The sequence below is a fragment of the Bacillus sp. JHAA genome, from assembly GCF_036961585.1.
Taxonomy (GTDB): domain Bacteria; phylum Bacillota; class Bacilli; order Bacillales; family Bacillaceae; genus Bacillus; species Bacillus velezensis.
Genome location: NZ_JBAMDE010000006.1, coordinates 85,613 through 106,894, shown reverse-complemented (window position 1 = coordinate 106,894; position 21,282 = coordinate 85,613). Strand labels below are relative to the sequence as shown.

Genomic DNA, 21,282 nt, shown 5'->3' with positions numbered 1-21,282 from the left:
CCGTATTCTATAATTCCAGAAAACATTACAAACGCTTCAGCAATTTCTTCGTTTCTAAAAAAAAAGAGTCTTTATAGACCTTATGACCGGGCGGCGGATGCGACAGCATGTCGGAACGGAGAGATTCCAATAACACGCTCTGTTCCTTCTGTTTCCAATTGTCTGTTTCACCCTGTTGTATGCCTTTAAAGCCCGCAAAGTATTCACTTAACACTTGTAAATCATTGCCCAGCTCCCTTTTGTCACTTGAAGATAAAGCTCCTTCTTTTTCCCATTCTTTTAACGTTTTCACTATATTTGATAAATACTCAAATCCGGCGTTCAACTTTTGCATCTCTATTTGATAGCTTGAAATGATGATTTTATGTTTTTTTCTGACGGGGTTGAATTTTAAGCTGTCAGAGGCTGTTTGCAGCATCTCTTTTGTCATATGCAGCTCTTGCAGAAGATTGTTCATTTTATACGCCATGAGGTTCCCTTTTCCTTGTCCCCACTCTGATTGCACCCATTTGGAAAGGTCTGAAAGTGTGCCGGAAAGCTGACGAGCCAATGTTTGAAAAGAGTCCGCTGCCTTTTTTGTGTAGTCCGGCGGAAAAAGGAACATGTGAACCAGAATGGCGATGATGACACCGATCACCGTATCGATGATTCGGTCGAATGCATAATCTTTAGCGTTTCGTTCAAACGTAAAGACCAACAAAATGGTGAGCGCTACCTGATGTAAAACCGTTACATCTATTCGCAACCACTTGGCAATGTAAGTACCGCCTAATAGGAACAGCCCCAGCATCCAGCCATTCATTGGCAAGTGACTGACAAGAAAGGATGTTAGCATGATCCCAATCGCAGTTCCCGCAATACGATGAAAAGAAAAGCGAATTGACTGATCTATCGTTGGCTGCAAACATAAGATAACAGATAGAGGCGCTAAATAGGGGTGATCAGAGCCCGCCAGTTTTGCCGCTTCCCAAGAAACAGCAGATGCAATCGCCATCTTCCAAACCAAAGATGTTTTGTTTTGAATTTTTTTACTCTTCATCATATCCCCCTCCTTTCAGAAACCTTTTCCACTAGGTTTCCGTGACGCAAAGGGATTTATACTGTCGTATGGAAAATGTGAAAGAAGCTGTGATTCAAGGGGGGAATTCTTGAATGACAGCTTCTTTTTGGGGTTGGGGAACATTGGGAAATGACGCATTATTTTCATGGGCAGCATTTGATATTTCAGTCCAATACAGACCTACCGGAATACGATTTAGTAGTAGTTAGAGGTTCAGAGGTGATTCTCTGGGCTCTTTTTATGGTTTTTTTAACAAATCAAGTCTAATTAATTACTTAATACTTGAAACCGAATAACGCGCCTGAACCATCTTCATTTTGTTCAAGTTCACATACAATATCTTGACTATTTAACTTGTCTTTGGAAACATCTGAATCTATTAAACTAATGATATATTGTACATCATTATCTTTGCAATATTCTTCAATAAATTCAAGATAAGATCCCTTGCGATTCTCATGCAAAGCTTCAAAAGGTCCATCGTGATATAGAAACTTAAAGAAACTTTTATTAGAGTAATAACTTAAAATAGCTAGATCAAAACACATACACAGCATTTTCCGATATGAAAAGCCCTCATCTTCATGTGTCAAGGTACCACTGTCTGTTATGATACCAGCATTAAACTCTACATTAGATGTAGTATTAGTGGAAATATCAATTATTCCATTCTTGCTCGTTATAACTTCAAAATAAGTCTTAAATAAGAATCTTATATCATTTAAAACCTTATTTCCGTTTTCTATTTTTGACTCAATTGTTTCATTAATTTTTTCAAGTTTCTTTTGCTTTTCATTTATATCTTTAATATCTGTTCTTGTCTGTAAAATGATTTCTTTTTGTGTTTCAAGACTCTGGATGCTCTTTTCTTTTTCAATTAAATTAGTTCTCAAATTTTTATACTTATTTATAACATCACTATCTTGTAATATATTCAAGATATCTGATCGTTGTTTACCTAAGTCCTTTAGCTTTCCTTCGACTAACTTAAGTTCTGCTTTTTTATCATTAAGAAGATTTGATAGATGAACTCTTCTATCTTCAAGTAAAGACTTATTAAATCTAACTAGTTCTTCATATGATTTTTCTAATTGCTCACTAAAATAAATTTCTACTTCTTCAAAAAGCTCTTTTATGTAATCGAAATTAAGAAACTCTTTTGTCCCTAAAGAATTTTCAATAAGCTCAATGTCAGATCTTAATTTATAAGCCTTATTTTGTAAAGAAATCGATTTGTTTTCTATCTCTTTAATTAATTCATTACTAATCTGTTTTTCATTTAAATAAAAATTAAATGAGTCAAGATCCTCTTCCAACAATTCTTTTTCTCTGGTAAGAATATCTATTTGCCCATTAATTCTATCAATATCAGAGGGACTATAATAGTCTTCCATATTTTTTATCTTTGTTTTCAAAGCTTCTATTTCATGATTCAGTTTATACTTTTTTAAGAGTAATTCACTATCGAATCCTAGTAATTCATACACAAAGGGTTTCCATACTTGGTCTTTAGAACTTGAGAACTTTTTCAATTGAAAAACATCACCATAATCATTTTGAGTTCTAATAAAATAGCCTACTAGTTTTCGATAATCATAATCACATAATATATTAAAGTTTAATTTCTCATTTAAGATTGCTGTTGCTGAAACGACATTTTCACTTGTAGTATTGAGAACCAAGTTTGTGTAATCCCATTCATCACAATCTATTAATACTGTTGAATAGTCGAGTATTTTCATGTCTACTCTTGTTATGTTCCCAAAAGATCTTCTAATTGTTAAATAATTGTTATTGTTCAATTTTAATTCCAGATAAAATGTATGGCGCTTAAAGACCTTTTTCTTGTTATAAAAATAGTTTCCCTTTTTTACTTCCTTCAGCAACATGAAATCTATTAGATGGATAAGCGCACTTTTACCAAGGTTGTGGGGATCATTTGCATTTTTATCATTCACATAACCAAAAATGATATTTAATCCATTTTTAAATTCAATATCTTTAAATCTTGAATCATCGCAATATAGTCTTGATAATTTCATATTTTCATCTCCAAGACATCAGATTCGATATCATAGTTTATTCTTCCTATCAAGAATAAAAAATCTACTGCCGGTAAAAACAAATATAAGGCATCATCACCAATTTGCTTCTCTAATGCATTATAAAGCTTTCTATAACTGCATTTGTGGTCATTTTCTTTGAACAGCTCTATTAATAAAGCTACCACATATATTAAGCTTCTGTTTAATTCCGTAAATTTATCCGGTCTCAGCATTACTACCACCGTTTTCCCCGATGTGACATATGTAATACATGAAATGTATTATCACACTCACCAATTCCTCATTCTCTAATATCTCAATATCATTAGAATTTAAAAATCTATCAATAATATCATTAATTACTTCGCTGAAAAATTCCTTTTCTCTTTTTATTTCAGGTATTTTTCTATTAATGGTTTTCTTAATATTATTGTAGGACTTCTTTAATTTTTTATTACGAGGATCTGATAATATATCTTTAATAGTTTTGAAATAAATGCTACTTTCAATTATGATATTGTTGTAATCATTACAACCTTCTTCTTCCAAATTATTAATTAAGTTTTTTGCCCCAATGTTTATCCTCTTTAATCCATCATCATCTTCAACACCTTGGTTAGGCTCTAACTCATCTTCTAGCTCTAATTCCAAAAAATCTATTATCTTTTTTAAATTATATGGATTAATAATGTCGCTTCTCAAATGGATAATTTTTTGGTTATATACATTACCCTGATTGTTATATACTGGGCTATGATCACCTCTTGTATTATTTTTACTACCCGTCATCTTCCATCACCAAAACGTCCTTTTACATCGCCATCGTTATTAAAAATAGGACTATTTCGTCCTTTTGTTTTGTTAATGTTTTTTTGTTTTATCTTTATTGATTTAAGAACATAGCCCCCTGTAGCTCCAAGTATAAGAGTAAGTAGATGGGTTATAACTGTTGTCCACTCAATAGTCATTTAGATTCACCTTCTTAAAGAATTTATTAGATATATGTATTCCGTAAAAATTGAGACATTGATTAACACTTAGTTATATTCAACAAGAAAACTATACAATTTGTAAATACAACATAAAAAACAAAGTCATTTCTCTGGCCTACATACACTTTCAAACCTTATACTCCCCAATACTATTAGGTTTTAATCTCCTCCTTTCTCATTTGGTGAAGATTCGGTAAACAACTCAAAAAAAGATTAGTACTAAAACGCATATTTAAAACCATTATACCATATATTATGAAAAATTAAGTAATTCTTAATCTATAAAATTCCTAAATTACTTTCTAATTTCTCACTGATTCCCCAGAGTATCATCTCAAAAAGAATCCAACTGCTTGACCTCCAATACCTCTTCATAAACTCTAATTAAGTATATTTCATGCATTTATATTTTCATTGCTTACATCAATTTTTGAAAGATAATACTTGTTTGCTGTTTAAATTCAAAAAAGTCTAATCCTTCTTTTAGTTGTAAGTTGGATCAATAAAAATTATGTTATCCCATTTATTAAACTGTCATTTACTTCTTAGTGTTGTAAAAGCCACATCACCTTGAATCATTTTCTTTTGAGCGAATTCCGCCATAACTAAAAGATATCCTTTTTTATAGCTCATGCCTATGAAGTGGCGACCTTGTGACTCCTCACTTCATAGGATGAACAGCTTCCAATCATCCTTAAGAGTTACACTCACTTATGATAAGGCTCCCCACGATTAATTCGAAAAGCCCGATAAATCTGCTCCACTAAAATCAGCCGCATCAACTGATGAGGAAACGTCATCTTCGAGAATGACAGCTTGTCATCTGCCCGTTTCATGACGGCGTCGCTTAGGCCGAGTGAGCCGCCGATGACGAAGGTGATTTTGCTTTTTCCATAAGTCGCCAGCTTATCTATTGTATCGGCCAGTTCTTCGGATGTTTTCATTTTTCCTTCGATGGCGAGGGCGATGACGTGGGTGTCCGGGCTGATTTTGGCCAGGATGCGTTCGCCTTCTTTGTCTTTGACGATTTTCATGTCTTGGTCGCTCAGGTTTTCCGGGGCTTTTTCGTCCGGGAGTTCGATGATGTCGATTTTTGCGTAGGCTGAGAGTCGTTTTTTGTATTCTTCAATGCCTTGCTTGAGGTATTTTTCTTTTAGTTTTCCGATGGTCACAATATTGATATTCACAGGTCATCCCCACTTTAGAAACAAGTTATTCATATATATTGTCCACAATTGTGGATATCTTTTCTGTATTTTGTGTAGGATCATTCGTTCCCTACTAGATATGTTGCAGTGTCCCCACATAATTCACAGGCTGTGGATAAACTGTTAGTATGTTCGATTTTTCTGATTTCGGGCGGAAGCTCATGATCATCTATGTACATGTCCAGCACGGTTTCGATATGTTCTTCACAAGAATAATAAGCGGTTTTCATTGTTACGTCCTCCGGTTTTCTTTTGCACGCGGCAATTGTTCTCTTTTCAATATAACCTATTTATACACATGTTAGTAGTGCTTCGGGCTGAGTTTTATCCACAATTCGGCAAATCACGCGCAAAAAGAGCCGGCGTTTGCAGCATCCGGCTCTTTACGTGTTTTCTCTTTTTTCTAAGCGAAGGACGAACAGAATTCCTAATAGACACGCCAGCAGCGTACAGCATACATCAATCCAGTCCGGCTTTCCGCCGTTTAAAAAAGAGTTGGTTATTACGGAAACCAGGAGAATGGTGACAGTCACCGCGGCAAGCTTTTTCTTCATCGGCTCCCTCCTTCACCGACTGTCTTCTTGTTATATAGCCTGATTAAGAGGGTCACAACGATATATACAATCATAATCAATGCCCCGTTACTCACATCAGGGTATCCAATCAACATATTCATTATGACAAAAACAATGGTTATACAAATGACGGACAACAATAAGAAGATACTGAATGATTTCAAATGACCACCTTCTTTCTTGCAGTAACGTTTCATTATAAAAAGCTTACCAAAAGCGGCAAGCTCTTCCGAAATGTTTATACTCTTCAAAGCCCACCCATCACCTGCACATCATACAGCTTGAGATGGCTTTTCGGCGTGACGATGTTTTTTAAGTTTGGGATGGTCAGGTCGTTCAGCTTTTTGCCCGTTTTCAGGTCGAAGGATTCGATTTTGGCGGGCTTTTTGTAGCTGTACGTAAACAGATACAGCTTTCCGTTTTGATGCGTCAGCTCTTTGAAGTCGGCTTTCATTCGTGATGCGGGGAGCTTGAAGGCTTTTTTGCTTTTTCCGGTCTCAGGGTTGATGCGGTACACGTTTCCGAAGCCGTCAACGAAATAGAAGCTGCGCTGCTCCATGAAAAAGCTTTTTTTGAAGCTGAACGGCATGGAGTCATAGATCGTCTGTTCGTCATTTTTATAAGCGGCGATGTCATACGTTTTGATGGCGCCGCTGTTTTTCATGACTTTCACCATTTGATAGATGTGATCTGCTTTTTCCCCTCTGGTGACAAAGCAGACGGCGCTGTCGTCCGCGGTGAGCTGGGATTCGACAGACGTGCCTTCTTTATACGTCCATGTCGCGATTGATGTTGTATGGAGCTTCTCTTTATCAGCCTGAATGTCTTGGACGTGATAGCCTTTTTCGTCATCTGTCGGCGTGAGCGCGAAAAGATGATCTTTAAAAAAGCCTGAAGCGCGGATATAGTGCGGAATGACGTCTTGCTTCCACCTGCCGTCAATCTGGCGGTACAGCTCTGAGCGATAGCTGCCGCCGCTCTTGTCGTAGCCCGAATTATACAGCGTGTAAAAGCCTTTCGCCCGTTCGATATATCCCGCGCTGTCTCCCGTATGCTGGTACGCTCTTTTATACGTGTGAAGGCCGTCCTGAACGGTATAGATTCCTTTTTTGTCCTCCAGCAGTACGCTGCCGTCATGCATTTTGGCCGATCCGAGCTCAAGCCCCTTCATGTGATAAGAAGAAAGCCGTCCTTTTTCATCGGCGAAGAGGGCGTAGCTTTTTCCGCCGCCGAACGTGTCTTGGTCAGCCGCAGTGGAGAAGTACAGCAGCGCCTCTTTATCTTTCAGAAAATCAGGGTCATTTAATGTGTCTCTCACAACCTCCGCAGGATCTTCCGTGCGGAAATAGAAGAAGCATAAAACCGCTGCGGCGGCGATGATCACTAAGGGTATCCAAATGATTTTTTTCACGTTGTTCTCCTTAGTGAATGGTCAGAATCGTGGTTGTGTAGGACGAGCTTGTGATGTCGCGCGGGTATACGCCTAAGCCGCCATTAGAGTCGATATCAATCCCGGCTTTTAAGAGGAATGCCGACCACAGCAGTTTTGAGCAGTTTTTGGCGCCTTCATGGCCCGTATTTCTGTTATTGACGAAGTTGAAGGAGTACTCATCACCGACTCTTGATACAGCCCAGTCAGCGGCGGCTTGTTTTTGGGCGTCGGTGACTTTCACGGTCTGGACGATTGAATTGTCTTCGACTTCTCTGCCGTTATAAGCAATCTGGCGGACGCCGTCTCCCGGCACGGATTCAACAATTTTATCAGCGGATGAATACATGCCGACATGCCCGTGATTGTAATAAGCGGTGTATGAGTTCGTGTAATAAATATTGCCTTTTGTGCTTTTCGGAAGTTTTTTGGTTCCTGACGATCCGCCCATCGCAGAGAGCCCTTCTTTGGAAGCGATTACATTTCCCTGCACCTTGTCTGCCGTGATTTCTTGATGAAACTGCTTGAGAATTGCTTCTGTTGAAACGTGCTTCTGTTTGGCAAGCTCTTTGGCGGATTGGAGAACGTCTTGAGGAGTCGTGCCCTGCTGAAGCTCTGCGATTTCTTTTGCGTAGCGGGCTGTTTCTGTTTCTTTCGCTTTTACATTCATACCGGAGAATGACAGAACCATGGTGAATGACAGGGCCAACGGGAGGACGGCTTTGAACAGCTTTTTACACATATTACTTCGCCTCTTTTCTTTGAGTATAATTTTTCCACATTTGTATTATATGACGGAATTGCGATAAAAAAATAGATAATTTACAGATTTTTAAAAATTTTATAACAATATATAAATCATATGCATAAAACATTTTCAAATATCAGGAAATCCGGTTATCATACAAGAAAGGGGGAGGACATATGAAGGACAGAACGATCGGTTCGATGCGGGTTTCCGCAATGGGGTTAGGGTCCATGGGCATGTCGGAATACTATGGCAGCCAGAGTGAGGAAAAGTCGATTTCCACCCTGCATCATGCCGTTCATCTCGGCGTGAATTTGTTTGATACGGCTGATCAATATGGATTGGGCGCAAATGAAGAGCTTGTCGGCAGAGCACTCGCCCCATTCAGAAAGGAGCTTTACCTCGCGACGAAATTCGGTTATGTCCGAAGCGAAAAGGGTGAGTTTATCGAAATTAACGGACGGCCCGATTATGTGAAAAAAGCGTGTGACGCCAGTCTGAAACGCCTTGGGACGGATTATATCGACCTTTATTATCTGCACCGGGTTGATCCGCGGGTGCCGATTGAAGAAACCGTCGGCGCCATGAAGGAGCTGATAGACGAAGGAAAGGTGAGATATATCGGATTGTCAGAGGCTTCCGCAGAAACGATCAGGCGCGCCGTCCGCATTCACCCGATTGCCGCGCTTCAATCGGAATATTCTTTATGGAGCAGGGAAGCGGAGGAGCATGTGCTGCCCGCCTGCCGTGAGCTCGGCATTTCATTTGTGCCTTACAGTCCGCTCGGCAGAGGTTTTCTTTCCGGAAAGATGACGTCGACCGATCAGCTGGATGCCGATGATTACAGAAGAAGAACGCCGAGATTCCAGGGAGACAATTTGGCGGTGAATATAGGGCTCGTCCAAAAACTTACCGCCATTGCCCGGGAAATGAATATCACTGCTCCTCAGCTTGCGCTCGCATGGGTTCTCGCAAATGGCGATGATCTCATTCCGATCCCGGGCACAAAAAAGAAACACTACTTGGAAGAGAACCTCGCCGCTCTCGACATTGTGCTTCCCGAGGATGTGAAGGCGCGTTTGGATGAGATGTTTCCGATCGGCACGGCGGCCGGCGAGCGTTATCCGGAACACATGATGACATTGTTAGATGAATAACAAAAGAGGCCCATCGTGCGGGCCTCTTTTCATGACAGCTTTTTGCTCATGATGACATCCGTCTCCAGAAATCCGGTCTTCTCATACAGCTTCCGCGCCGTTTCGTTATGAGCGAACACATGGAGAGAAATCTTGCGGACACCCAGGTCTTTGGCTTTGTCCTCCAGCCTTGCGAGCGCCTCTTTCGCATAGCCTTTGCCGCGGAAAGGCGGATGAAGGCCGAAATCATAAATAAATGCGTCCTGCTGCGGGTGGTCCGGATCGGCGTGCAGCCACAGCCAGCCGGCATTTTCCTTTCCGTCCAATGTCAGCGTCCATAAATAGTGATCGGCCGTCTCCAAGCCGTCAGGAAGCAGGTCATTAAACGCCAGCTCCGCTAATTCCGGCGCTTCGTCAGGCAGCCACGTTCCCGCTTTTACCTTTTCTTCAGCGTAATGCTTGGTTGAATGGGCGAGATAGGACTGAAATTCTTGTTCTGTCATCGGCTGCAGCGTGATAGCCATTGAATCACTCCTTACAAAACACAGACTGAAAGCGGTATCATGAAGTATTATCCGAAGGCTCCGTTTTCCGCCGGTTTTATGATTTGTTCGGCTTGTGCCGTTGAACCAGTTTGCGCAAATAATCCAATCGAAATGAGACTTGCCAAGGCTGCTGAGAGTACAATGAATTTACATGTTTTCATTACGAATCCCCTCCGTTAATCTCAAAATTTGGTCATTGGCATCAATTGATTCTTGAAAATACTTCGCCGCCGGTTTGTAATTCTCCTGTTTTTTAAAATGCGCCGCGGCCTGATACGACAAGTCGGAAACGTCACTCCACAGCTCTTTCCTTCTTAACTCGGCGAAAGCTGATTCAAGCGCTTCTTCATTGCGGTCAATAAAGACATGCTGTAAGATGCGCAGCTTTTGGGTGTATACGGGCTCGTTTTTTTCTTCAGCGGCATTCAGCGCTTTATGCAGCCAAAACCGGCCCTCATCCGCCTGTTCCTGTTTCAATAACACTCTGGCCAGCATGTACAGACTCCGCACCGAATACGCTGATTGCAAATGCTCCTTTTGATCGAGAGCCGTTTCAAACTCGACCCGCGCCTCCTCAAGCTTTTCCTGTCTTTCATAGCAAATGCCTGCGTTAAAGTGGGCGAGCGCCTCAATATGCGGATCGCCCGCTTTGGCGGCTTGATGAACCGCCGTCTGCAGGAGCTCTTCGGCTTTCTGATAGTGAAACAAGTCCATTCTGTTACAGCCGATCACCATTAAACACTGTGCTTCTCTGACCGCGTACATTTCATTGGCTTTGTAGATCTCCAACGCTTTTTCCGCGTGGTTCATCGCAAAGTAGTTTTGGCGGATTTCATAGTAGGCAATCGCCACTTGATAATTAAACTCGGCTCTTTCAATCTCATTCGGTATGTGCCGGAGCCTGCTTTCAGCAATCCGGTAAAAATTAATGGCGTTCATAAACCGTTTACGGTAAAACTCGTGCATTCCGGAAAAGAAATAATAATAGTATTGAATCATCTGGTCTGTTTTTTCTTTATCGGCGTTCAGCTGGATCGTTTTTAATATGCCGTCTGTTTTCTCATACTCTTCCATCAAAAGCTTATAGCGGGAATCAATTAAATTAAAATAAAGGAGCACCGTTTGATTTTGTGTCATATTTTGCAGATCCGTAAGCAGTTGTTCTCTTAACGCCTCAGCCGATTCGGTGTTGTGCTTTTTGATTTCCTCATACCAGTCACTGATTTTTTTCGCAACTGTTTCGTGGGCCATCACTTCAGCCATCTGTCAGGACACCTCCCTTTCCCATTTTGTGTAATAAATATATCATATTTACAGGTTCAAAAAGAGGGTGGCAGCCCGCTAGTTTCCTCGTGGCAACAAAAAAACCTCCGCAGGTGCGGAGGCGCATATTTTATAACAGTTTTTTTCCTAACAAAGATTCTACCAGCTCGACCGCTGTTTTGCCGGTTTTGTTTTTGTGATCGAGGATCGGGTTGACTTCGACAAATTCAGCTGAAGTGATGATGTCGGCATCATACAGCATCTCCATTGCCAAATGGCTTTCACGGTAGCTGATGCCGCCGACGACAGGTGTGCCTACGCCGGGCGCGTCGCTCGGATCAAGGCCGTCGAGGTCAAGGCTGAGGTGAACGCCGTCACAGTCTGACAAGTAGTCAATGGTTTCTTCAATGACCTTTGTCATGCCGAGGCGGTCAATCTCATGCATCGTATAGACCTTCATGCCTGTTTCCTTAATGTACTCACGCTCGCCTTCATCAAGCGATCTCGCGCCGATGATGACCACGTTCTCCGGCTTGATTTTCGGGGCATACCCGCCCAGGTTCACCAGCGTGTCGTGCCCGACGCCGAGGCTGACGGCCAGCGGCATTCCGTGAATATTGCCTGACGGCGATGTTTCCAGGGTGTTTAAGTCGCCGTGCGCGTCGTACCAGATGACGCCGAGCTGTTTATAGTGCTTTGCCGTTCCTGTCAGCGTTCCGATCGCGATGCTGTGATCGCCGCCCAAGACGAGAGGGAACCGCTCATTCTCAATGACGCTGTCCACCTTTTGGGCGAGCTGCTCGTTCCCCGAGAGCACAGAGTTCAGATTTTTCAGCTCTTCATCATTTTTGAGTTTTTCACGATTAACGGGGATGTCGCCTAAGTCTTCCACCGCATACCCCATGTCAGATAACCGTTCAATGAGATGCGCGTAGCGGATGGCGCTCGGGCCCATGTCCACTCCGCGTCGTGCTTGTCCTAAATCCATCGGCATTCCAATAACTGAGATATTCTTGTTCATCCGTTTTTCCACCTCAACATGTTGTATGTTGTCCTGTGCGGGTTTATCAAAGATGACTTGGACACGAAAAGATTTAAAGCTCTATCTGTTTTTCTGACTGCTTATGCTTTTTTACATACAGATGATAGACGATAACGCACACCGCCATGAACGGGATGCCGCAATAAAGGGCGAGCCGCTGTTCTGAATCAAATGCGAGACTGATCAGAACAACCGTATTTAACGTCAGCCCGATAATAGGCAGCACCGGGTACAGCGGTGTTTTAAACTTCAGGTCTTCCACTTTGCCGCCTTCGCGGATGTATTTCCGTCTGAACATCAGCTGCGACAGGGAAATCGTAATCCAGCCGACCTGCGCGCTTAGTCCGGCTAATGATAAGAGAAACATATAAACGGTTTCCGGCGCAGCCACCTTAGACAGCAGTGACAGGCAGGCGACGGCCAGCGTCACGATCAGAGCGTTCATCGGCACGCCGCGTTTATTTATTTTGCCGAGCGATTTAAAGGCTTGTCCTTCGTTCGCCATGGCATATAAGATACGCGTCGATGCAAACAGGCCTGAGTTGGCCACTGAGAGCAGCGCAATTAAGATAACAAAGTTCATAATATCGGCGGCATATGGAATACCGATTTGTTCAAACACCACGACAAACGGGCTTTCGACCACTCCCGCCTGCCTCCACGGAATCATGCCGGCAATGACGATGATGGAGAGAACGAAAAAGACAAGCGTTCTCCATACCGTCTGCCGGATAGAGCGCGGAATCGTTTTCTCGGGATTTTCACTTTCTCCCGCGGCAACCCCGATCAGCTCCGTTCCCTGGAACGCGAAGTTTACGGTAATCATCGTAATAAGCATAGCCTTAATGCCGTTCGGAAACAATCCATCCTCATAAAAATGAGAGAAGAAAGGAGCCTGCTCGCCGTGTTTCATGTCAATCAGGCCGAACATGGCGGCGCCGCCCAAAATAATAAACAGCAGAATGACTAAAATTTTAATACCGGAAAACCAAAATTCCGACTCAGCGAACGCTTTTGTGGTAATGGCGTTCAAAAGAAACATCAGTCCGACAAACACGAGGCACCACACCCATACGGGAACATGCGGAAACCAGCGGAGCATCAATTGTCCCGCAGATAAAAACTCAATGGCGCATGTCACCGCCCAGCCGAGCCAGTAGAGCCAGCCGAATGCGAAACCGAAAGCGGGGCTGATGAATTTGGTTGCGTACGTCTGAAACGACCCTGATACGGGAAGGGCAACCGCAAGCTCGCCTAAGCAGAGCATTGTCAAAAACATAATAAAACCGCCGACCAGATAAGACAGAACCGCGCCCAGCGGTCCCGCCTGGTTAATTGTAAATCCGGTACTCAGGAAAAACCCGGTGCCGATCACTCCGCCCAAAGAAATCATAAACAAATGGCGTGATTTCATTGTGCGCTGAAGCTGATTCTCTTTTTGATTTGTATTCACTATTCTGCACCCCTTCAGCAACTTGTATTGGAACCAAGCCGGTGCTTTGAAACCGATTTGCTGTCCAAAGAGCCTCTATTTGTATATGAATGTTATATGAAATTCATTTTCGTACATAAAGATACATTATACTAAAATACTGTCGCCACGCAAATAGAGTGTGCTGAATTTTTTATTTGTAAATTCCATACAAGCCGAGGGAAAGCATTGCCGCATCAAGGTTTTACGCGTTTTGAAGCACGTTTGTGATCTTTTGGATCGCCCAGTCCAAGTCTTCCTTGGAAATCATTAACGGCGGTGCAAAACGGATCACGGTATCATGTGTTTCTTTGCATAAAAGCCCTTCGCCTTTCAGCTTTTCACAGTACGGGCGGGCCGCTTCTGTCAGTTCAACGCCGATAAACAGGCCGCGTCCGCGCACGTCTTTTATGATCGGGTTATCAATTTTCTCAAGCTCTTCTTTAAAATAACGGCCAAGCTGAAGGGAACGCTCTGCCAGCCCTTCTTCCTCAAGGACTTCAAGAGATGCGAGCGATACCGCGCAAGCGAGCGGGTTTCCGCCGAATGTCGAGCCGTGGGAACCCGGGTTAAACACACCGAGAATGTCACGGTTCGCCGCGATGCACGAAATCGGGAAGACGCCCCCGCCGAGCGCTTTGCCTAAGATGAACATATCCGGTACGATATTTTCCCAGTCAACCGCGAATGTTTTCCCTGTGCGGCCGAGTCCCGTCTGAATTTCATCAGCGATCAGAAGCACATTTTCTTCCTTACAAATGGCGGCCGCTTCTTGTAAAAATCCTTCCGGCGGAATGACGATGCCCGCTTCTCCCTGAATCGGTTCGAATAAGAAAGCGGCTGTGTTCGGCGTGATCGCCCGGCGCAGCGCTTCTGCGTCTCCGTATGGAATTAATTTTATACCCGGAAGCATAGGTCCGAAACCGCGTTTATACTCATCTTCTGAAGAAAGGGATACCGCAAGCATCGTTCTGCCGTGGAAGTTGCCGATACACGCAATGATTTCCGCCTGATTATCCGCTACTCCTTTGACCTCATATGCCCAGCGTCTCGCCGCTTTGACAGCGGATTCAACGGCTTCCGCCCCCGTATTCATCGGCAGAATCATATCTTTTCCGGTCAGCTTGGCTGTTTTCTCATAAAACGGACCGAGCTGATCATTATGGAACGCGCGTGACGTCAGAGTGATTTTATCCGCCTGATCCTTCAGCGCCTGAATGATCTTCGGATGTCTGTGCCCCTGGTTCACCGCAGAATAAGCACTCAGCATATCCATATATTGATTACCTTCAGGGTCTTTTACCCAAACACCCTGCGCTTCGGAAATAACAATCGGCAGAGGATGATAGTTGTTCGCGCCGTAATGTGAAGTTTGGCTGATAATTTCTTGAGATTTTGTGAAAGCTGACATAATCTGATTCCCCCTTGTTTTGTAATCATTCAACATTAGATCTTGCTTTCCCTTTTTATAAAGCAAGTTCCGTGCCAATCCGAAAAAACGGGATGTTTCGCCAGCATTCTTTCTTTTCCCGCAAAATTTTCCGGCAGTTTGTGTGCAAACTTCAGCCAAGCGCAAAAATTTTTTGCGTTTCCCGCTGACAAAATAGGAGCAATCCAATTAGATTGCTCCTACTCAACAGTTATTTATTCAATTGTCTCTGATATACAATGTAAGAATATAGTAAAGATAATATGATACAGCCGATCGCAGACATGAAAATGACTGACACTCTATACACCGGCGGCAAAAAAGCTGCAAGCATCATGAGCATGCCCGCTAAGACAAAAAGTTTCGAACTAACCCTGTGTGTATCCTTCCAAACTCTTTCACTGCTCAGCGTCCAAGGTGTTCTTATCCCTAAAAAAAAATTAGGCTTAACGATCTGAATGAAGTTTCCAAACACCATGAAAATGACTCCCACTATAAAGTTTCCTAAATAAGATATAGGGAGATCATATCCCAGACCGGTAAAGATGGTAATCAGATTAATGACAAACAGAACCGCAAACATTGTATTAAATATAGCCATATATGGCCTGATAAATGTTTTGTAGTTATTTTTAGGATCAATCTTAGGGATGATAACCATTAAAATATATAGAATAATCATGATGCCAATAAGCATCATCATCGCATTAGCTTTCGTTTGGTAATCATTTGCACTTCCGTTTAATCCCCAGTGTGTCGCCAAATTGTCCGGTAAAGATGAATATGTGCAAACCCATGTGAAAACAGTTAAAACTATGATTCCTGCTGAAAAGAGATATTTTTTCATGATTCCCCGCCTTTCTTATTATCATGTTCTGAATCAGTCAGAGAAAAGAACCAGCCTATAAGATCCTGTAATACAGTGGTATTTAATGAATACATAATAAATTGGCCTTTCCTCTCATCGTGAACCAAATCAGTATTTTTCAATATGGTAAGGTGATGAGAAATACTGGGTTTTGACATGTCGAAGTGTTCCGCAATTTCACCAGCCGTCATGTCTTGTTTCTTTAATAAATCCAAAATTCTTCTCCTTGTAGGATCGGCCAGTGCTTTAAAAGCTTTATTCAAAAACTTTCCCCCTCTCATACATACATAATTTAGATATTTAAGTATATATCTAAATATCAACCATTTTCCTAAAAAAGTCAATGGTTTTATTACCTCAATTTCCATTTATTTTTAAACATTGTCCAAGCGCAAAATTTTTTTGCGTTTCCCGTTCGATTTATTTTAAAATAATGAATGTTAAGACGATTGAGAGGAGGAATTGACCTGCACACAACCAGCGAATTTTACACACTCGTGTTACAAAGCATTTTGGAAGAGATTGATGTCGGGCTGCATGTGGTGGACGAGAAGGGCAGCACCGTCATTTACAATAAGAAAATGATGCAGATTGAAGATATGGATGAACGGGACGTCCTGCATAAAAACCTGACTGATGTATTTATGTTTTCCAATCAGCAGGACAGCACGCTCGTTCAGGCCCTTCAAGAAGGCAAAACGATTAAAAACGTGAAGCAAAGCTATTTCAATAACAAAGGCCAGGAAATCACGACGATCAACCACACCTTCCCGATTGTGCAAAACGGCGAGATCAAGGGAGCCGTGGAAATCGCCAAGGACGTCACCAAGCTCGAACGGCTGATCAGGGAGAACATGCACAGGAAAGAACAGAACAGCTACACGTTTGACAGTATTCTCGGCAACAGCCCGGTCATTCGGGAAGTCATCGAAAACGCGAAACGGGCAACCCGCACATCATCATCGGTGCTTTTGGCCGGCGAGACGGGAACGGGCAAGGAACTGTTCGCCCAAAGCATTCACAACGGCAGCCAGCGCTCAGGCGCCCCGTTCATCTCACAAAACTGCGCCGCCCTGCCGGATAGCCTGGTCGAAAGTATTTTATTCGGCACGAAAAAAGGCGCCTTTACCGGAGCCATCGACCAGCCCGGCTTATTTGAGCAGGCGCAGGGAGGCACCCTGCTCCTCGATGAGATCAACTCGCTCAATCTCAGCCTGCAGGCAAAACTGCTCCGCGCCCTTCAGGAAAAGAAAATCAGGCGCATCGGATCAGCGCAGGACAAACCGATTGACGTCCGCATCATCGCCACGATGAATGAAGACCCGATCACCGCCATTTCAGAAGAGCGGCTGCGCAAAGATTTATACTACCGCTTAAGCGTTGTCACACTGATCATTCCCCCGCTCCGGGAGCGCAAGGAGGATATTCTGCCTCTGGCCGAAGTCTTTATCCAGAAAAACAATCACCTGTTCCAAATGCATGTCGATTCGATCAGTGACGATGTGCAGCGATTCTTCCTGGAATATGACTGGCCGGGCAACATCCGCGAGCTTGAACATATGATTGAAGGCGCCATGAACTTTATGACGGATGAAACGACGATTACGGCGGCCCACCTGCCTTACCAATACCGGATGAAAATCAAACCGGCTGACACGGAAGCCAAAGCCGCCGCAAGCACCCAGCCCGGCACCGATTTAAAAGACAAAATGGAAAACTTCGAAAAATACATGATCGAAAAAACCCTGAGAAAACACGGCAATAACATATCCAAAACGGCAAAAGAGCTCGGAATCAGCAGACAGAGCCTGCAATACCGCCTGAAAAAATTCGGTCTGGACCGGATGAAATGAATCCATACAAAAAAAGGCTGAGATGCTCCTCAGCCTTTCGTTTATATCTGATTGGCAAGCCGCTCTCCAGTAAACCAAAAGTTCTCACTCACTGCCAATGTATGTTCCGTATTCTCGACTTGATGCCACCAATGGCGCGGCGCGTAAATGATTTCTCCCGCCTTTTGTCTGAAACGGATCGGAGACGCCTTTTGCACCAGCGGTTTTTGCTCAATGTCTTTTTCATCAAAGACATTGATATTTCCTTCGTACAAATACGGAGAGTCGTCCGGATGATAGAAGATCCATTCCTTCTCCCCGAAAATGACGCCGTTCCACGCGTGCGTATTGTTAAAATCCTGATGCAGCGGTGTGCCTGTCTGCTTAGAACCGAGAAAGAACCATTTCCAGTCCCGTCCCGTTTCTTCATCCGCTCTCAATGTGTCTTTTGTAAAATACTCGGGTGCGGAATAGACAAGGTCTAAGTCATTTTGGTTCAGCTGCGTAAAATTCCAGTCACAGTACCATTTGTCATCATTCTGATCAATGTACTCGATATAGTTGGAAAGCTTTACTTGTTTAAACGTTTTGACCCCTTCGATATCTGATTTCCGGATGGTGACCATTCTGTCCCCATAGTGTTCGTCAATGTATTCAAGCGTCCACGGCCTGCATTCCCAGTGATCCATTGCCCCCGTCAAAATAAAAGGTTTCTTATCAGCATACTCGCTTACAAAAAGATCGTACGATAACTCATTGATTGTCAGTCTGTCAATGGTCATATCCATTCCCCTTTTATTCGGCAATCTGCCGTTTTTTTTGTTTGGCGTAACTGTATGGACCTGAAAAGATGGTGACGTTTTGATTCTCAAGCCAGAAAATCTTGTTGAACTTCTCCAGCAGGTTTCTGTCGTGAGAAACGCAGATGATGGTGCCTTGAAACTGCATCAGGCTGTTTTCGAGAATTTCCTGAGATTCAATATCCAAGTGGTTGGTCGGCTCATCCAGGATCAGGACATTCAGCTTTTTTTCCATTAAGATGGACAGCTTCAGCCTGATTCTCTCACCGCCCGACAGGACGGAAAGTTTTTTAAAGACCGACGACCCGTAAAATCCGTACTTGGCCAGCATATTCCGGGCCATGCCCTCTTCAGTCAGCAGATTTTCTTTAAAAAATTGCAGAATCGTCTGACTCGAATCTCCGACATGGCTCTTTTGATCAATGTAGCCTATTTTAAGATTTTCTCCCACTTTAATGGTGCCGTCCGACAGTTCTCTTTCCCCGATGATGCAGCGGATCAGCGTTGTTTTGCCGACGCCGTTTCTGCCGACGATGCCGATTCTGTCTTTATGCTTTATGCGCAGGTTCACATTTTGATATAAAAGGGAAGATCCGTTGGTCACCTTTCCGTTTTCAATGAACACAATATCTTTTGAACCGGCGCCCGCTTCCTGAAATGCGTTTTTTAATTTTTGCTCTGTCCGGACCGGCTTATTGATCAGCTCGATCCTTTTCAGCGCCTTTTCCATATTATTCGCGCGTCTGTGCAGGCCGACAGACGGCGGATTTGAGCGGTTGGCCCAATCTCTCAGCTGGGCGATGGATTCCTTCATCTTCTGTATTTTTCTCTGCTGTTCTTCATATTTCTCAAACTGGGCGATGATGAATTCTTCCCGCTTTTTCAAGTATTCGCTGAATCCGTAAGGCCAAATCTTCACCTCGGTATCGTCAATCTCGAGCACCTTCATCGCCGTTTGGTCGGCAAACGTTTTATCGTGGGTCGTAAACAGAATGGTTTTGTTCGATTTTTTAATAAACCCTTCAAGCCACTCAATCGCATGGACATCCAAATGGTTGGTCGGCTCGTCCAGCAGTATAACGTCGTCGTTGCGGATTAAAATTTCGGCAAGGCCGGCTTTTGTTTTTTCGCCGCCGCTCAGCTTTGAAAACGGCTGATCCTTTAATTCGCTGAGGCTGAGCCCGTTGCATACCTCGTCAATCATCGCATGCATCTGGTAGCCGTTGTTCCGCTCAAATGTTTCCGTGTATTGACTGTACTTTTCCAATAAAGCAGTCAGCTCGTCACCACTCATCGGTTCTGAAAGCTTCAGCTCAATGGCCTTCATTTCCTTCTGGATCGCCGCTAGAGCTTCAAACGATTTTTCCAGATATTGATACAACGTCAGATCCTCATGGGGATCAGCGATCTGCTTCAGCAAACCGACCTTCGCCCCTTTGTTGATCGCAATTGTTCCTTCATCTGCCTCAAGCTCCCCGGAAAGCACCCTGAACAGCGTGCTTTTGCCGGAACCGTTCGGCCCGGCCACAAGCACTTTCTCGCCTTCATTGATGAAAAAAGAAACTTGTTTGAAAATGGTATCTCCCGCTAAATTTACCGTAAGATTATGAATATTCAGCAACTCACATCATCCCTTTGTCATTCTGGTTCAAAGCTCGACTTTATTCTGGATGGCGACGCTCGCTTTCAGTTTGTAAAAGCTGAGCATCATAAACAGCGACAATAAGATGGATAATACCCCGATTGCGGTCAGCAGCAAAGCTGAATCAAAATAGTCCGTTAAGAATCCGATAAACGGAAAGGCAATGAACATGAAGAGCGAGGTCATCAAACTGATAATGGACAGCAGCGTGGCTCTCGTTCTGGACGGAATCTCATTATTCACCACCTGACTGGATACGGGTTCTATCACATCATAGAGCGCGTTAATGACGACAAAAGCTGCAATCGTCACGTACAGACTGCCCGAAGGTATAAACAGGTAGGCCGCCCCGATGATGCAGAATGTCAGCAGAAGCACGCGCCTCGGCGTGAATTTTTCCGCCGGCTTGGAAGAAAAGATGGAGCACAGCGCCTGCAAGATGGACAGTCCCGCAAAAATAATGGATATATTGCGCACGGACAGCCCTTCCTGACTTAACAAATCTTGTCCGTACATATAAAAAACCGATGTAATCGCAAAGAAAACGGAGAGTGACAGCACCAGATATTTAAAGGCTTTGTTCAGCCTGAAGAAATCTTTGACTTCTTTTAAGATGTCACCGACCGTCTGCGTTTCGTGTTCACTGTTTTCAAATTTAATTTCCGTCAGCTGTGTAATGACCGCCATTGCAATCAGCTGAGTGACAATCCCGGCGATAAACACATACGACCATGATATTTCCTGCAAGTAGCCGCCGATGCCCATGGCGATCGCAAGACCGAGTATGACAAGTCCGTTATAATTTCCGATGGATTTGCCGTACCACTTTTCTTTCCCTTGTTCTTTCAGTGAATCAAACAAAAAGGCATGATCCGTTCCTGATATAAACGTCAGCCCGATACCGTATATAATATGGGCGATGAAGAGGGCGATGAAGTTATGGAAGCTCAGGAACATCACCAAATAGACAATGACCATAAAATGGCCGAGCAAGAGCGATTTTTTTCTCCCGATTCTGTCCGAGATGACGCCGCTCGGCACTTCCGCCAGAAACATCGCCAAATTCAGGACCGATTGCAGGATGCCCACAAGAAACAATGAATAATTCATACTTGTTAAATATAAAATCCAAATTCCCCGTTCGAAAAAGAAGTTTCCGAAAAAACCGGAGAAGTAAAGCAAATTTCGATTCCGCAA

23 protein-coding genes are annotated in these 21,282 nt (G+C 43.4%); 2 read left to right on the top strand and 21 right to left on the bottom strand.

The window, feature by feature from the left end; translation table 11 throughout:
- Positions 1-25: 25 nt before the first annotated feature.
- From V7728_RS14945 to V7728_RS14900, 10 genes are all read right to left on the bottom strand, one after another.
- Positions 26-1,042, bottom strand: a complete 1,017-nt coding sequence (locus tag V7728_RS14945) for an FUSC family protein (protein ID WP_032868081.1) — start codon at positions 1,040-1,042, stop codon at positions 26-28.
- 293 nt (positions 1,043-1,335) lie between these two features.
- Positions 1,336-3,102 (bottom strand): DUF2326 domain-containing protein, encoded by a 1,767-nt coding sequence (locus tag V7728_RS14940; RefSeq protein ID WP_099567225.1) that lies wholly within the window; start codon positions 3,100-3,102, stop codon positions 1,336-1,338.
- Positions 3,099-3,338, bottom strand: a complete 240-nt coding sequence (locus tag V7728_RS14935; protein WP_099567226.1) for an ABC-three component system middle component 8 — start codon at positions 3,336-3,338, stop codon at positions 3,099-3,101. The genes V7728_RS14940 and V7728_RS14935 overlap by 4 nt, the downstream gene beginning before the upstream one ends.
- Positions 3,322-3,894 carry an ABC-three component system protein gene (locus V7728_RS14930; RefSeq protein ID WP_099567227.1) on the bottom strand — a complete coding sequence of 191 codons (573 nt, stop codon included), beginning with the start codon at positions 3,892-3,894 and terminating at the stop codon, positions 3,322-3,324. The genes V7728_RS14935 and V7728_RS14930 overlap by 17 nt, the downstream gene beginning before the upstream one ends.
- Positions 3,891-4,073 carry a hypothetical protein gene (locus tag V7728_RS14925; RefSeq protein ID WP_099567228.1) on the bottom strand — a complete coding sequence of 61 codons (183 nt, stop codon included), beginning with the start codon at positions 4,071-4,073 and terminating at the stop codon, positions 3,891-3,893. Before V7728_RS14925 ends, V7728_RS14930 begins: the two co-directional genes overlap by 4 nt.
- A 731-nt stretch (positions 4,074-4,804) precedes the next feature.
- Positions 4,805-5,284: a 23S rRNA (pseudouridine(1915)-N(3))-methyltransferase RlmH gene (rlmH, locus tag V7728_RS14920; protein ID WP_013354196.1), complete on the bottom strand. Its 480-nt coding sequence runs from the start codon at positions 5,282-5,284 to the stop codon at positions 4,805-4,807.
- An 80-nt stretch (positions 5,285-5,364) separates the two neighbouring features.
- On the bottom strand, positions 5,365-5,535 hold the full coding sequence (locus V7728_RS14915) for a CxxH/CxxC protein (RefSeq protein ID WP_004393147.1): 171 nt from the start codon (positions 5,533-5,535) through the stop codon (positions 5,365-5,367).
- 153 nt (positions 5,536-5,688) lie between these two features.
- Positions 5,689-5,859, bottom strand: a complete 171-nt coding sequence (locus V7728_RS14910) for a hypothetical protein (RefSeq protein ID WP_004393146.1) — start codon at positions 5,857-5,859, stop codon at positions 5,689-5,691.
- Positions 5,860-6,127: 268 nt separating this feature from the next.
- Positions 6,128-7,291: a hypothetical protein gene (locus V7728_RS14905; protein ID WP_099567229.1), complete on the bottom strand. Its 1,164-nt coding sequence runs from the start codon at positions 7,289-7,291 to the stop codon at positions 6,128-6,130.
- A gap of 10 nt (positions 7,292-7,301) precedes the next feature.
- Positions 7,302-8,051 (bottom strand): hypothetical protein, encoded by a 750-nt coding sequence (locus V7728_RS14900; RefSeq protein ID WP_373467139.1) that lies wholly within the window; start codon positions 8,049-8,051, stop codon positions 7,302-7,304.
- 182 nt (positions 8,052-8,233) lie between these two features.
- Here V7728_RS14900 and V7728_RS14895 point away from each other — a divergent pair, with 182 nt between their 5' ends.
- A complete protein-coding gene (locus V7728_RS14895) occupies positions 8,234-9,214 on the top strand; it encodes an aldo/keto reductase (RefSeq protein WP_099567230.1) in 981 nt (326 codons plus the stop codon).
- A gap of 29 nt (positions 9,215-9,243) precedes the next feature.
- On the opposite strand, the gene V7728_RS14890 is transcribed toward V7728_RS14895, so the two are convergent.
- From V7728_RS14890 to V7728_RS14855, 8 genes are all read right to left on the bottom strand, one after another.
- A complete protein-coding gene (locus tag V7728_RS14890) occupies positions 9,244-9,717 on the bottom strand; it encodes a GNAT family N-acetyltransferase (RefSeq protein WP_099567231.1) in 474 nt (157 codons plus the stop codon).
- Positions 9,718-9,764: 47 nt separating this feature from the next.
- Positions 9,765-9,899, bottom strand: a complete 135-nt coding sequence (locus V7728_RS14885) for a hypothetical protein (protein WP_007407881.1) — start codon at positions 9,897-9,899, stop codon at positions 9,765-9,767.
- Entirely contained in the window at positions 9,886-11,001 is a 1,116-nt protein-coding gene (locus tag V7728_RS14880) for a response regulator aspartate phosphatase (protein WP_032868107.1), read from the bottom strand. The genes V7728_RS14885 and V7728_RS14880 overlap by 14 nt, the downstream gene beginning before the upstream one ends.
- 130 nt (positions 11,002-11,131) lie before the next feature.
- A complete protein-coding gene (gene rocF, locus V7728_RS14875; RefSeq protein WP_007407883.1) occupies positions 11,132-12,022 on the bottom strand; it encodes an arginase in 891 nt (296 codons plus the stop codon).
- Between the two features lie 73 nt (positions 12,023-12,095).
- On the bottom strand, positions 12,096-13,496 hold the full coding sequence (locus V7728_RS14870; RefSeq protein ID WP_020958097.1) for an amino acid permease: 1,401 nt from the start codon (positions 13,494-13,496) through the stop codon (positions 12,096-12,098).
- Positions 13,497-13,719: 223 nt separating this feature from the next.
- Positions 13,720-14,925 carry an ornithine--oxo-acid transaminase gene (locus tag V7728_RS14865; protein ID WP_004393130.1) on the bottom strand — a complete coding sequence of 402 codons (1,206 nt, stop codon included), beginning with the start codon at positions 14,923-14,925 and terminating at the stop codon, positions 13,720-13,722.
- Between the two features lie 229 nt (positions 14,926-15,154).
- Entirely contained in the window at positions 15,155-15,790 is a 636-nt protein-coding gene (locus V7728_RS14860; protein ID WP_099567232.1) for an SdpI family protein, read from the bottom strand.
- Positions 15,787-16,074, bottom strand: coding sequence for an autorepressor SdpR family transcription factor (locus V7728_RS14855; RefSeq protein ID WP_015240946.1), 288 nt, complete (start codon positions 16,072-16,074; stop codon positions 15,787-15,789). Before V7728_RS14855 ends, V7728_RS14860 begins: the two co-directional genes overlap by 4 nt.
- 174 nt (positions 16,075-16,248) lie before the next feature.
- Here V7728_RS14855 and V7728_RS14850 point away from each other — a divergent pair, with 174 nt between their 5' ends.
- Positions 16,249-17,664 carry a sigma-54 interaction domain-containing protein gene (locus V7728_RS14850; RefSeq protein ID WP_069007586.1) on the top strand — a complete coding sequence of 472 codons (1,416 nt, stop codon included), beginning with the start codon at positions 16,249-16,251 and terminating at the stop codon, positions 17,662-17,664.
- Between the two features lie 41 nt (positions 17,665-17,705).
- Here V7728_RS14850 and V7728_RS14845 read toward each other — a convergent pair whose 3' ends face one another.
- From V7728_RS14845 to V7728_RS14835, 3 genes are read right to left on the bottom strand one after another with little or no spacing between them, the layout of a single operon-like run.
- Positions 17,706-18,425 carry a cupin-like domain-containing protein gene (locus V7728_RS14845; protein ID WP_007407887.1) on the bottom strand — a complete coding sequence of 240 codons (720 nt, stop codon included), beginning with the start codon at positions 18,423-18,425 and terminating at the stop codon, positions 17,706-17,708.
- Positions 18,426-18,438: 13 nt separating this feature from the next.
- Positions 18,439-20,064, bottom strand: a complete 1,626-nt coding sequence (locus V7728_RS14840) for an ABC-F family ATP-binding cassette domain-containing protein (RefSeq protein ID WP_059367460.1) — start codon at positions 20,062-20,064, stop codon at positions 18,439-18,441.
- A 27-nt stretch (positions 20,065-20,091) separates the two neighbouring features.
- On the bottom strand, positions 20,092-21,282 hold the full coding sequence (locus V7728_RS14835) for an MFS transporter (protein ID WP_014306161.1): 1,191 nt from the start codon (positions 21,280-21,282) through the stop codon (positions 20,092-20,094).